The organism is Acinetobacter gyllenbergii, assembly GCF_001682515.1.
GTDB lineage: Bacteria > Pseudomonadota > Gammaproteobacteria > Pseudomonadales > Moraxellaceae > Acinetobacter > Acinetobacter gyllenbergii.
Genome location: NZ_KV575268.1, coordinates 117,412 through 131,396 on the forward strand (window position 1 = coordinate 117,412; position 13,985 = coordinate 131,396).

At 40.5% G+C, this 13,985-nt stretch carries 11 protein-coding genes; 9 read left to right on the top strand and 2 right to left on the bottom strand.

Going from position 1 to position 13,985, the window contains the following annotated elements:
* Window positions 1-70 precede the first annotated feature (70 nt).
* The gene (gene pobA, locus NG55_RS16720; RefSeq protein ID WP_065343869.1) at window positions 71-1,294 is read left to right on the top strand and encodes a 4-hydroxybenzoate 3-monooxygenase; all 1,224 of its coding nucleotides are present in this window, start codon (window positions 71-73) and stop codon (window positions 1,292-1,294) included.
* Window positions 1,295-1,355: 61 nt separating this feature from the next.
* On the opposite strand, the gene NG55_RS16725 is transcribed toward pobA, so the two are convergent.
* Window positions 1,356-2,732: an ABC1 kinase family protein gene (locus NG55_RS16725; RefSeq protein ID WP_016540237.1), complete on the bottom strand. Its 1,377-nt coding sequence runs from the start codon at window positions 2,730-2,732 to the stop codon at window positions 1,356-1,358.
* 195 nt (window positions 2,733-2,927) lie between these two features.
* The gene (locus tag NG55_RS16730; RefSeq protein WP_016540236.1) at window positions 2,928-3,233 is read right to left on the bottom strand and encodes a hypothetical protein; all 306 of its coding nucleotides are present in this window, start codon (window positions 3,231-3,233) and stop codon (window positions 2,928-2,930) included.
* A gap of 165 nt (window positions 3,234-3,398) precedes the next feature.
* Between NG55_RS16730 and ybaK the strand changes: the two genes are divergently transcribed.
* From ybaK to NG55_RS16770, 8 genes are all read left to right on the top strand, one after another.
* A complete protein-coding gene (ybaK, locus tag NG55_RS16735; protein WP_065343870.1) occupies window positions 3,399-3,866 on the top strand; it encodes a Cys-tRNA(Pro) deacylase in 468 nt (155 codons plus the stop codon).
* 335 nt (window positions 3,867-4,201) lie between these two features.
* Window positions 4,202-5,986, top strand: a complete 1,785-nt coding sequence (locus tag NG55_RS16740) for an IucA/IucC family protein (RefSeq protein WP_065343871.1) — start codon at window positions 4,202-4,204, stop codon at window positions 5,984-5,986.
* On the top strand, window positions 5,979-7,460 hold the full coding sequence (locus NG55_RS16745; protein ID WP_065343872.1) for a lysine N(6)-hydroxylase/L-ornithine N(5)-oxygenase family protein: 1,482 nt from the start codon (window positions 5,979-5,981) through the stop codon (window positions 7,458-7,460). Before NG55_RS16740 ends, NG55_RS16745 begins: the two co-directional genes overlap by 8 nt.
* On the top strand, window positions 7,457-9,274 hold the full coding sequence (locus NG55_RS16750; RefSeq protein WP_065343873.1) for an IucA/IucC family protein: 1,818 nt from the start codon (window positions 7,457-7,459) through the stop codon (window positions 9,272-9,274). The genes NG55_RS16745 and NG55_RS16750 overlap by 4 nt, the downstream gene beginning before the upstream one ends.
* Before the next feature lie 30 nt (window positions 9,275-9,304).
* Entirely contained in the window at window positions 9,305-9,943 is a 639-nt protein-coding gene (acbD, locus tag NG55_RS16755) for an acinetoferrin biosynthesis acetyltransferase AcbD (RefSeq protein WP_016540231.1), read from the top strand.
* On the top strand, window positions 9,940-10,311 hold the full coding sequence (locus NG55_RS16760; RefSeq protein WP_016540230.1) for a hypothetical protein: 372 nt from the start codon (window positions 9,940-9,942) through the stop codon (window positions 10,309-10,311). Before acbD ends, NG55_RS16760 begins: the two co-directional genes overlap by 4 nt.
* Window positions 10,308-11,558 (top strand): MFS transporter, encoded by a 1,251-nt coding sequence (locus NG55_RS16765; protein WP_016540229.1) that lies wholly within the window; start codon window positions 10,308-10,310, stop codon window positions 11,556-11,558. Before NG55_RS16760 ends, NG55_RS16765 begins: the two co-directional genes overlap by 4 nt.
* 9 nt (window positions 11,559-11,567) lie before the next feature.
* On the top strand, window positions 11,568-13,964 hold the full coding sequence (locus NG55_RS16770) for a TonB-dependent receptor (RefSeq protein ID WP_065343874.1): 2,397 nt from the start codon (window positions 11,568-11,570) through the stop codon (window positions 13,962-13,964).
* Window positions 13,965-13,985: the final 21 nt, after the last annotated feature.

The window sequence follows — 13,985 nt, forward strand, 5'->3', positions numbered from 1 at the left end:
AACTTGGCTATCTCGTGCACACAACTTAAAAGCAGTAAGTTAAAAGACAGCAGATCACAAGGAAGATGTCATGGAAATTTTAACAACACAGGTCGCAATTATTGGTGCTGGTCCAGCCGGATTGTTACTTGGGCAGCTCCTATACCAAGCTGGTATTGAGCATATTATCGTGGAGCAGCGCAGTGCTGATTATGTCGCTTCACGGATACGCGCAGGTATCTTGGAACAAGTTTCTGTCGATTTACTTAAGCAGGCAGGTGTCGATCAGCATTTAAAAGAGAAAGGATTACCGCATTCAGGCATTGAGATATTGACCAATGGCCATAAGCATCGAGTCGATTTATCTGCACTAACGGGCGGAAAGCAGGTCACCGTGTATGGTCAAACCGAAGTGACTAAAGATTTGATGGCTGCCCGAGAAGCTGCACACCTAAAATCCTTTTATGAAGCCCAAAATGTACAGATTAGCGATTTTTATCAAAAGCCTAAGGTGCAATTTGAATATCATGGTCAAACCATCCAGATAGAATCAGACTTTATTGCAGGTTGTGATGGCTATCATGGAATATGCCGAGCCAGCGTGCCTCAGGATAAAATCAAGACCTATGAGAAAGTGTATCCATTTGGCTGGTTAGGCGTGTTAGCCGATGTGCCTCCTGTTGCCGATGAATTGATTTATGTCCAATCAGAACGTGGGTTTGCTTTATGCAGTATGCGTTCAGAAACACGGAGTCGTTACTACTTGCAAGTGCCGATCAATGATCGAGTTGAAGATTGGTCAGATGAGAGGTTTTGGGAAGAACTCAAATTGCGTTTAGATGCTGAAAGCCGAGAAAAGTTGCTAACAGGACCATCAATCGAAAAAAGTATCGCGCCACTACGCAGTTTTGTGACTGAACCCATGCGCTTCGGCAAGCTATTTTTAGCCGGTGATGCGGCACATATTGTTCCACCAACGGGCGCAAAAGGGCTGAATCTTGCCGCTTCAGATATTGCTTATCTGTCAAGTGCATTGATTCAATATTATGTCGAAGGTTCAGATCAGGGTATCCAAGAATATTCAGAAAAATGTTTACAACGAGTTTGGAAGGCTGAGCGTTTTTCTTGGTGGATGACCCACTTATTGCATCGCTTTGAAACAGAAACTGAGTTTGAACATAAGATTAAACAAGCCGAACTCAGTTATATCCTTGGCTCTACAGCGGGTAAGACGACCTTAGCAGAAAATTATGTGGGTTTACCCTATGAGAGTAAAAACATGACTGAGCAAGTCCATGTTTCAATTGCTCAATAGAGCAAATAAAAAAGGCCTGTCCAATGCGTTAGGCAGGCCTTTTAAATATTGAATAAGTAACTTATTCAGCAAATTGCGGAATCATTTTACGTACATTGGTCTTTGCTTCAATCACGGTCATAAAGGTATAAGCACCAATGAATTTGCGACTAATAAACATAAATTCTTTTGGAGGAATCGAGAAATAGCGTGACGCCATCGATTGACCAGCCTGTTGCATTACACGATTATGCAGTTGGCTCTTTTTCCAGTCATAACGATCTTGATCATCCATAATCCCTGTAGGCATATCTGGATTGTTGCTTGGGCAGCTAAATGCCTCTGTTGCAATCAGGAACACATCCGCCATACCAGGTTTAACACTTTCAGGCATGGCATCAAAAAATTCATAGCCTGTCATAGCTTTAACCATGGCATTTTTATCATGCTCATAACCTGCATGAATCAGATTGCGGGCTACGGTCAGTAAATTGTTATCAAATTGGCGAATTGCACCAAAGTCGAGTAGCACAATTTTATCTTTAACATCCTCACCGTTGCCTAAACGAACCAAGTAGTTACCAAAGTTCGGGTCAGTCTGCATTTCACCCCATTCAAATAGTTCACGCACTGCGATTTCTAAAGAGGCTTCGCCTAATCGGTTGCGACGCTCTTGAGGGAGGGAAAGCATTACTGGGCTATTGACTGGTACGCCACGCTCAAAAGTCATGCACAACACTTTCTCAGCGCAAAATTCCTCAATGATTTCAGGCACTACATAACGAGGATCATCTTTCAATCGCTCAGCAAAGCGACGTGTCGTTGCCGCTTCAATGCCATAATCGACTTCACGATGCATCATTTCACGAACTTCATCAAACCACTGATCAAACTCACGGGTTTGAGGCACCATGCGAGTGAGCTTCAGCATGTTCTTAAATAGATTCATGTCGGAATCAATCGCTTCAGCAACACCTGGATACTGGATTTTCAGCACTAACTCTAAACCATCTGACTTACGGGTAGCACGATGGACTTGGGCAAGTGAGGCTGTTCCAATCGGTTCATGATCAATCGTCAGCTCATCGAGTTTCGAGCCCAGTTGATCTTGTAAGTGCGTTTTAATTGCAGGCCAAGCCAAGGCAACAGTTTGGTTGTTGAGTGTATTTAAGGCTTGTGTGATTTCTTCAGGTAAAAAATGTTCGCCATAAAGCGCCATCATTTGCCCAATCTTGACGATTGAACCTTTTAATTTCCCAATTTCAGAAACTAAATAGTGCGCCTGTTCAGCCATGGCTTTTTTACGTTTCTTCTCTTTTTCTTCTTCACTCGAAAATAGGGAAGTAGCACTTGCAGTCGCCCAACGTGTTCCAGCAAGTAAAGAAGCTTTTGCAATAGATAAGCGACGATCCACCGATGAGGTTTTTAGATTCTTAAGCTTATCGTTCTGATCTGACATGAAAGAAAAGTCCTATGCTGAAATCGGAGGGTTGAAAGCCGAGACTTGAATTGTAGCGGATATTACAGCTTTTGAACGTATTAAAATAGTTCAATCTCTTGAATTATCAGTCTAAATTTGTGCAATAAGAGCAACTACTCTTAAATAGCCTAAGTAAAAATTTCGTATTTACGTGATCTTTACTATACATATGTCCTAAATTTTAAACTGAATTTTGAGTGAAGACTTTCGCATTAAAGCCGCTCTGTTGCTATGGATATGTTTCACTAACATTCGCTTAACCTGACTATGATGAAAGCCAACCGCATAAGCTTTGACAATAATAATACTGGGGAGCGTAAAGAAAAAATACTTGGTGTCGTCTAAAGTCGCATCTCTGAAAATGCCTTCTTCAATAAGCATCTCTCTGAGAAATTGTTTTTCAGCTTGTACTGTGCTGGATGATTCATCATCCCAATAATTCTGACGCATTGCCATCAAATTATTATGTTTATAACTCATAAAACCATTGAGCCTGTTTATTTCACCGTTAGCCAATATATGAGGTTGCGAGGTCATTTATCAAGAATAGATTTATATCAAAAATAGCCTAAGTAAATTTAAACCTTTATTTAAAAATGATACACTTATCTAACTGCTAAACTTAGACAAAAATACTGAATTGTTATGACACCTGCTTGTAAACTGTTAGAAAAAAATAAAATATCATTTTCTATTCATGAGTATGAACATGATGTAAATGCAAAAAGTTTCGGACTGGAAGCAGCAGAAAAACTCAATTTAAAGGTGGAAGAAGTTTTTAAAACCTTAATGGTGACCGACGAAAAGAATTATTTCATTGCGGTTCTACCAGTGAATCACCAACTCAATCTAAAAAAAGTGGCGACAGCAGTAGGCTGTAAGAAACTACAAATGGCCAATCCTAAAGATGCTGAGCGCCTAACAGGTTATCTGGTAGGGGGGATTAGCCCATTAGGACAAAAGAAACGTCTTAAGACCGTTATTGATGCGACGGCGAAAGCGTTTGATAAAATTTATGTCAGTGGTGGGAAAAGAGGGCTGGACATTGGTGTTGACCCGCAGGATTTAGCAACATTGCTTGACGCAGAATTCTTTGATCTTTTAGACAAATAAAATAAAAGCTGTAGACAATGTAATTATTAAGATACTGTTATTTCTATGTTTTTATAAATCTATAAAAGCTATTGCCAATACAAAAATTATCATTTTATTTAATGAGAATTATTATTATCTTTTTGTATCTTTATTAAGCTAAATCAATATTTAAAACAATTTAATTCAATAGCTTATATTATTTATTTTAGGTTCTTTTATGGAATTGAAATAGTAAATGATAATAATTATCATTAGTTCCATCTTAATCGCAAACTCCCTTGTGCTTAAGATATGTTTCAGGCCTAAAACATTTCGAAAAACAAATTAACTCTCTTGAAAGAGGATACCGTCAGATGCAATCACTTGCCAATCGGTTGGCGATGCAACATTTCGTCAATGCATATACGCAAGAAACTGGCAAAGGTCACTTGCTAGATAACAGTCAGCAAAGTCCACAACAACAAGCGTTTAGCCAAGGTTTGACGCTGTTATCAATCCCTATCCATTCTATTCAAGCTCAATGTAATTTTCCTCTATCTTATGTCAGTCGAGTCGGGCGACATCGCTTAGCAGATCTTCCACAAATTATTATTCATGGTCAAATCAAGACATTCAGTTCAGTTGCAATCGTCGGGTTATTGCTTGAAGAACTGGTTTTTGAATCTTCTATTCCATTAGATGCAGCTTCTTTGTTAGAGAAGTGGATTCAGAGTCGTGATGCATTACAACAGTTTTTAGCACAGCGTGAAGCTGATTTTGATGACTTAGTCAAAGCAGGCCAGAGTTTTATTGAAACTGAGCAGGCGCTTATTCTAGGGCATAGTATGCATCCAGCGCCGAAAAGTAGAACCGGTTTTGTGCATGAGGATTGGTTAAAGTTCTCACCTGAACACAAAGGCAAGACTCAATTGCATTATTGGTTAGTGCATCAGGACTATATTTCAGAAGGCTGCGCTACGGATGAAAGTATTTCAGTCCAATTAAAAACAGCGTTACAGTGGTATTTGTCTGAAAATGATCTTAATCTCTTAAAAACCCATACTGAATATAAATTGCTTCCATTGCATCCATGGCAAGCCCGTTATTTGCAAAGTAAGTCATGGTTTGAACGTTTGAAACAAACGGGGCAGTTAATTGATGTAGGCTTACGAGGCTGGCAATTTTCTCCAACCACTTCAATTCGAACACTGGCGAGTTTTAATGCACCATGGATGGTAAAACCGTCACTTTCAGTGATGATTACCAACTCGATTCGGGTGAACTTAGCCAAAGAATGCCACCGTGGTGAGTTAACCCACCGTCTATGGCACAATGAGTTTGGTCAGAATATTTTAAAGCAATGCCCAAGCTTAAAAGCGGTGAATGATCCAGCATGGATTGCTTTGAAAATTGATGATGAAGTGGTGAATGAAAGTATCTGTATTTTCCGCGATCAGCCATTCCATCCGCATCAGCAAGTGACATGTATTGCATCCTTATGTCAGGATCATCCAGATAAGCCTTTAAATCGTTTTAATGCCTTATTCGCAAAAATTGCAAAAGCACATCATGAAACCGATTTTTCAGAAATTGCTCTGGATTGGTTTAACCGCTTCCTTGAAGTCAGTTTGCAACCGTTGATGTATCTATACCATCGTTATGGCATGGCTTTTGAGTCACATCAGCAGAATGTGCTGTTGGAGTTAGAGAATCATTTCCCTAAAACCTTATGGTTACGTGATAACCAAGGTTTTTATTATATTGAAGAGTTTGCAACCGAAATTCTGCAAGCACTGCCTGAACTGAAAGAAAAAGCATTTGCCGTTGGCCCTAAAGATTTCGTGGATGAACGTTTTAGTTATTATTTCTTTGGTAATACCTTGTTTGGCATTATCAATGCCATTGGCGCAACAGGCTATATTACTGAAGATGAATTGCTCGAACATTTAACAAGTTTCTTGCAGGAGCAATTGCAGCAATATCCAGACAGTACCTTGTTGCAGGGATTATTGTTTAATTCAACACTGCCTTATAAAGGTAATTTGCTGACACGTTTGCATGAGTTAGATGAGCTCATCGCACCAGTTGAAAATCAATCTGTCTATGTGCAACTGCCAAATCCGCTGCGTATTTCACAGAAGGATGTCAGTTATGCTTGATTTTATTGGAATTGGTCTAGGGCCATTTAATCTGAGTCTGGCCAGCCTGCTACATAATAAAAGCACACTGAACTATGCAATTTTCGAGCAGAAAGCTCAGTTTGACTGGCATGCGGGAATGCAGTTACCCAATACGATATTGCAAGTGCCGTTTATGGCGGATCTGGTCTCAATGGTTGATCCAACCAGTCCATTCAGCTTCTTGAATTATCTGCGTCATCAGCAGCGTTTATATAAGTTTTACTTTTTAGAACAGCCGCATATTCCACGCTGTGAATATAACCACTATTGCCAATGGGTTGCAGAGCAACTGGATTGTATTGAATACCAATCTCGTGTTTTGAAGATTGAACCTCAAACCATTGGCTTTAAAGTTGTGGTGGAATCAGAAGGTGTTCAGCACAGTTATTTATGCCGTCATCTGGTCATCGGAAGCGGTAATGTGCCTCACTTGCCTGAATGTTTGACCAAAGTACAGCAACAGCAACCACAAAAATGTCTGCATTCTGCGCAATATATGACGCATGCCGATACAGATTTACACGGCGATGTGGTGGTACTTGGTTCAGGGCAATCTGCTGCCGAAGTCTTTATTGATCTGTTTGATGAGCAGCAAGATACAGCCAATCATCAGTTCGACCTACACTGGTTTACGCGTTCTCAGGGCTTCTTCCCAATGGAATATGCGCCATTAGGACTGGAACATTTTAGCCCAGATTATGCACAGCATTTTTATACTTTACCAACTGAGAAGAAAGAACAGCAATTGCAGCAGCAGTCTTTGTTATACAAGGGCATTAGTGCAAAGACCATCCGTGAAATCTATCAAAAATTGTATCACCGTAGCATTGCGGGACAAAGTTTGCAGACACATTTACATAGCCAATGTGATTTGAAAGATGCAGAAGTCTTAGATACGCAAAAAATTCGACTGCATTTCCAACATCGTGCCACGGCACAGGCTTTCCACTTAGATTGTGATTTCCTGGTTGCTGCAACAGGCTACGTTACGCCTGACTTTGACTTTATGCAGTTGCTGAAACCTTATATTGAATTTGATCATAAACAGCGTTGGCAAATCACTGAAGACTATCGTGTCGTACATCATCTGAATGGCCATATTTTTGTTCAAAATCAAGAAATGCATAGCCATGGTGTCGGTACACCAGACTTAGGGCTGGGTGCTTATCGTGCAGCGACAATTATCAATCAATTGCTTGGTGAGCCACTTTATGAACTTGCTCAGCAGGCGCAAACCTTCCAGCATTTTGAAATCACTCAAAATCCTAAAATCCAAATGGTAGATGACAAAGCGCTTCCAGAAGATGCTGTTTCTGGAAAAGTTGTGAACAAAAACCACTCTATTTTAAAGAAAACAGAACAGAACACGATTACGGCACATTCAAATAGTCGCTGTGCAAATACACGGGCACAAAACGCTTCTGTACATTCAACTTATGAGAAATTGATATGAACTTTGCAACTTTAAAAATTAATCAGCAGCAATGGCGTGCCGCTGGGCAGCGTCTCATTGAAATGGCGATTGCAGAGTTTCTATATGAAGAAATTATTGAAGTGAAAGCCATATCAGCAGGACGTTATCAGTTAGATCTGGGCAATCGTCAGTATGAGTTTCAAGGCCATCAATATTTGTTAGGGCACTGGAATATTCAGGACGGCTCGGTACGTGATGTAAGCAAGGGTCAGCAGAGTGACCAACCTGCCTGGAATTTACATGAGTTTATTGTTGCAATGGCTGACAGTTCCAATGTAAAGCCATTCACCAAAGCGTATTTGATTAAGGAAATGAATAATACTTGGTTGGCAGAAGCGCACCTATTTAATGAAGCGCGTTTACCAAGCACAGCAGTGCTGACTGAACCGCACTATAAAGTTGAAGGCATGCTACGTGGTCACCCTTGGCTGATTATGAGCAAAGGCCGTATGGGCTTTGGTTATGATGATTATTTAAGTGCTGCACCAGAGCTATCTCCAGAAGTCAAAGTACTCTGGTTGGCAGTACATCGTGATCTAGCAGAATTCCGCAGTACAGAACAATGGGATGCTTGTGGTTTATATCAACATGAATTTGATGCCAATGAACTACAGCAGTTCATCCAAATTTTGAAAGAAAAAAATCTCGATCCTCAAAATTACTTTTTGATTCCTGTACATGCTTGGCAATGGCATCAATGGCTGGTTCCAACCTATGCCAATGAAATTGTCGACCAGAAAATCATTGAGCTCAACATTAGCCAAGACAGCTATGTGCCAATGCAGTCTATTCGCACATTATGCAATACATCAAACCTACAACGTCATTACATTAAGCTGCCAGTCAGTATTTTCAATACCGCTGTTTATCGTGGACTACCATCAAAACGTAATCTTGCTGCGCCAGCTGTAACTGGATGGTTAAAGCAAATCCATCAGCAAGATCAAGACCTGCAGAAGACTGGTGTGGTTTTCTTGGGTGAAGTTGCAACTTTAACCATTCACCAGCCATGTTTTGACCGAATTGAAGGTGCACCTTACCAATTTAAAGAGTTATTTGGCTGTTTATGGCGTGAGAGTGTCGATCGCTATGTTGATCCATCACAGCAAGTGCTCTCTCAAGCAGCCTTATTGCATCGGGATATTTCAGGTCAATCAATCCTGAGTGTACTGATTCAAGCATCAGGCCTAAGTCCTTTGACATGGTTGGCGCAGTTTGCCCAAGTGTGTTTAAGCCCGTTATTACTGTGTCTGTATCGCTATGGCCTAGCTTTTTCTCCGCATGGTGAAAATACCATGTTGGTACATGAAAATGGTGTGCCAAAAGCATTGGTATTAAAAGACTTCATTGATGACATCAATTTGGTGGATGAAGATTTCCCTGAGTTGGCTCAATTGCCATCTGAAGGTGATTTGTTGCTGCGACATGATGCTGCCGATTTAAGTCATTTTATTTTCACTGGGCTGTTCATGGTGCATTACCGTTATATCTGTAATGTGTTCTTGCAAGATTACCCAGAATATTCAGAACAGGATTTCTGGCAAACCATTTCTAACACCATTGTTGCGTTTAACCAACAACATCCCGAGTTGGCTGAACGTGCTGAAAAATTTGCCATGTTACGCCCAACCTACACCAAAATTTGTTTGAACCGTGTCCGCCTATTTACCACCAGTTATAACGATGAAGCAGAGCGTCCAGTGCCTGTATTCCTTGATCCAATCCCGAACCCAGTTAGCCCTGAAACGTTGGCTGAATGGTCGATTCAGCAAAATGAATCGAAAGCGGGTTAAGTCTTCTTCTAAATTTTATAAAGGTTCGATATGAAAACAATTTCTCAGCAATTACCTGACTACTTTGAATACCACGAAGATGGAACACAGTATTACTTACGTCAAGTGCAATATCCACAAGATATTCCTTTGCTGCATCAATGGATGCATGAACCGCATGTTATTCCACAATGGCAATTGAATAAATCTGAGTTAGATCTACAAGTTTACTTCGACAAAATGCTAGCAGATGACCATCAGCGTTTATTAATTGTGGGCGTAGATGGTAAAGATGTGGGTTATACCGAGATTTATGAAGGTAAGCGTGATCGTCTAGGCCGTTATTACCAAGGTGATGACAATGATCTTGGTTGGCATTTGCTATTTGGCGATAAATCTGTGTTTGGCAAAGGCTTTTTACGTCCAACCATTCGCTTACTGAGTTTCTATATTTTTGAACATTCGCAAGCGAAAAAAATCGTGGGTGAACCAGACCATACGGTTAAACCTTATGCTGCTGTGGTCGCAGAACTTTGCTACGAAACTCAACGTTTAATTCCGATGCCAGAAAAAACGGCAATGCTGTATTACTGCTTTAGAGAAACTTTTTATAACAAGTTTGGTGAATATTACCAAACCTCACAACAACAGCTAGCTGATCAGCCAGCCAAAATACTGAGTGTTACATGAGCTTATCCATCAATGAGATGCACATCTTGGACATGCGCTTTGCAGCGCATGTCTCAGTGGCCGAATTTGAGCAATGGTTAACGCATATTCAACAATATTTCGAACAAAAAAGAAGTTTTGTGCTGATTATGCAAACCGAGCCGAACACTGAATTTCCTGAAGAATATCGGGTGATTCAGGGGAAGTGGTACAAACAATATAAACAAGATTTTTATCAATATTGTTTAGGCCTTGCTCGCATTGCCCAAGATGAAGCAGATCGTATTCGATTAGACACGCCAGCTTTGCAAAAAGCCTGGCATGTTCCTTATTTTGTCAGTTTAGAAAAGACCGATGCCGTGCAATGGGCGATGCAGAGGTACTTATGAATCAACAAATAAAACCTGACCAAGATTTTCCAATCAAAACAGTCTCTGCACTGAGTCTATCTGTAGTGGTGGTGTTGTACCTTGCACATGCATTACCGCTGTATTTTTACAATGTTGCCTTACCTGCGATTTTACGTCATCAAGGGGTCGATCTACGCTGGATTGGCATGTTGTCATTGCTGTATATCCCATGGGCCTTTAAGTTTTTTTGGGCGCCCTTAATTGATCGTTTTTATTTTAAGGCGCTCGGTAAACGTAAGACTTGGCTTTTATTTACTCAAATTGCCTTGGTATTAGGTGTCGTTGCCTTGGCTTTGACTCAATTCGATTATGGTCTAAGTATCTTTGTCATTGTCGGTTTATGGATTTCAACCTTTGCCGCAACCCAAGATATTGCGATAGATGGTTATACCGTTGAAACCTTTTCTGAATCCGAATATCGCCTAGGCAGTATGGCACAAAGTATTGGTGTGGCACTGGGCAGTATGATTGGTGGTGCTGCAACTTTGTGGCTGTATCAATTGTATGGTTGGCAAACTGCACTGATCTGTTTAGCTGCTATGACAGCACTGACCATGTTGGCGGTGTTTCAAATCAAAGAAAAATCGAATACAGAAAAAATTGCCAAACAAGCGCCGAGTTTAATTCGAGCATTTAAACGTCCAGAAATGTTATGGGCTTTGGCTTTGATCGTGTGTTATCGCGTAGTCGAAGCGCCAGCAATGGCCATGCTAAATCCGATGTTGATTGATCAAAAATGGTCATTGGCAGAGATTGGTGTACTGATGTCTGTGATTGGCGCGGGCATTGGTTTATTGGCCGCAGTAACAGCCGCATTCCTGTTAAAAAAAATTGCAGCAACACAATTGCTGATTTGGGCTGGTTGGGCACGCAGTTTGGTCTATCTGTTACTTGGCGTAGCCGTTTTACTTAGTTGGTTTAACCAATGGCATATGTTATTGGGGCTATTTGTTGTGGTTATTTTGGCGATTCGCTATATCGCCATGACCGCTTTATATGCTCACTTCATGCATACCAGCTCTAAGGAACAAGCGGGAACGGACTTTACCATTTTGGTCTGTTTTGAGCTGCTGGTTTATTTCATTGGCGGTGCAATGTCTGGTTTCTTGGCCAAAGCCTTTGGTTATGGAAATTTCTATCTCATTTTAGCGGCAGCATCTGTGTTGAGCGTTTTGCTCAGCCAAGTGTTAATCCATAAAGCAAAACAAACGGAACAACTCACCTAGGGGTAATTTATGAAAGTACGTTCACTTTCAACATCATTAACGCTGTTAAGCTTAGCAATCAGTACTCAGCTATATGCTCAAACAGTTGAAACAGATGCATCTGTTCAAACGACTGCTGCTGTAACAAGTCAGAAACCAACACAACTTGCACCTATTGTGGTGACAGCATCGCGTTCAGCACAAAGTATTGCTGAAATTGCAGGTACTGTGTATCGCATTGAACAAGAAGATATTGCAAAACAAGCTGCTGCGGGTAAAAGCACAGCAGATATTTTAGGTTTATTAGTTCCATCGTTAACACCAAGTTCTGGTACAACCAGTAACTATGGTATGACCATGCGCGGTCGTACAGTTCAATACATGATTGATGGCGTACCACAAACAGGTTCGCGTGATAGTTCACGTCAATTAAATAGTATTAGCCCAGATATGATTGAGCGTGTTGAAGTGGTCTCGGGGGCAAGTAGTATTTATGGTTCTGGTGCAACAGGCGGGATCATCAATATTATTACTAAAAAAGGGTCGACCGACGGCGTTCATTTTGAATCAAAACTTGGTGTAACTTCTGGCGATAACTTTAAAAATGATGCCTTGGCTTATGAGGTGTATCAATCTGCTGCTTTTAAACAAGGGGACTGGAATGGTTTTCTTGGGGCAAGCTATACCAAACGCGGTGAGATTCAAGACAGTCATGGTGACCGAATTGGGCCTGAAGTCGCACAGACTGACCGTCAAGATACAGAAACTATTGATGTGAATGGTCGCTTGGGTTGGCAGTTTACTGACAAGCAAAGTATTAGTATCGGCGCACAATATTATAATGACGAACAAGATAGTGATTATGGCGCCGATTACGGGCAAATTTCTGGTTATAATGCAGCCAATTTATTATTTCCAACGGCTGTGACCCCGAGTTTAAAAGCAGTCAAAGGTTTACAATTAGATACTCAGCCTAGAACAAAGCGTTATGCAATTAATACCCAATATGAAAATCAAGATATATTGGGCCAAAAGTTGAATGTTGAAGCATTTTATCGTAATGAAAAAGGGCGTTGGTTTCCAACAGTGTCTCCACTTGGACATGGCACTTTAAATGGTGGCTTAGCACAACTTTATCCAAATTATGCTGACCCACGTTCACCTGATTTCTTAAAAGCTGTTCGTCTAGGCTATGCTGTTTTACAGTCAGAATCAGAAATTGATGTTTGGGGCTTACGTACTGCCTTACAAAAAGATTTTGAGATTTCAAATCGTAAGTTAGGTTTAATTTACGGCGTAGATTATGAAAATGAAAAGGATAAAGCCTCTGCGCGTCGATTTAGCTTTGATCAGTTTTATGCAAGTAATGGTCTGAATTTTGAACCAGAGAAAACATATCAATTTGGACCAGACACAGAAATTAAAAAATTAGGTGCCTTTTTACAGGGGCATTATGAAGTATCAGATCGATTGAATGTTCAAGCTGGTATTCGCCATGAACGAATAGACAGTAAAGTTTCTGATTCAACGCCTTATCGTGAATCTATTCCTGCTGACATTTTGACAAACGACTTAAAATATCCATATACCGCAAAAGCATTGGCAGGAGGTAAGGTTAAACATGATGCGACATTATTTAACTTAGGTGCAGTTTATCATTTAAATGATGCTCAACAAGTTTTTGCTAACTTCTCACAGGGTTTTAGCATTCCTGATGTGCAACGTATGCTTCGTGACGTTCCAGCTAATTTCGTTGTAAATAGTAATAATATTGATCCGATCAAGGTCAATAACTATGAATTAGGTTGGCGTTTGCAAGGTGATAGCGGTCTAAATACAAGTGTAACTGCTTTTTATAATACTTCAGATAAAGTTGTACGCTTTAATAGTGCCCCAGCATACAACATTGATGTTGTGGATACTGATGAGCGTATTTATGGTGCTGAAGCAAATGTTAATTATCCAGTAACTGAGAGTATGTCATTAGGAGGTACAGTCGCTTATACACGTGGGCAATTTAAAAATTCAGATGGAAAATGGCAAGAGTTAGATAGCACCCGTATTTCTCCTTTAAAAGGTACGCTCTATACGGATTGGCAATTTACAGACGGCTTTGGTCTCCGTGTTCAAGCACTTGCTGTAAGTGGTACTGATAAAGCGACAAAAGAAATGCAAGACTATAAAAATATAGATCCAGCAGGTCGAAAAAATATCAAACTGCCTAGCGAAATTAAAGGTTTTGCCGTAATGGATGTGATCGCCAATGCGAAAGCTGGTCCAGGAACGGTAGGCTTTGGTGTCTATAACGTTTGGAATACGGAATATAAAACTGTATTTAGCCAAGCTGCGGAATCTGTTTATGGCGCTATGTCGAGCCTGCCTGCACAAGGCCGTACTTATGGTTTGAGCTATACCCTCAAATACTAATCTAATCAAAAAGGCATCTGT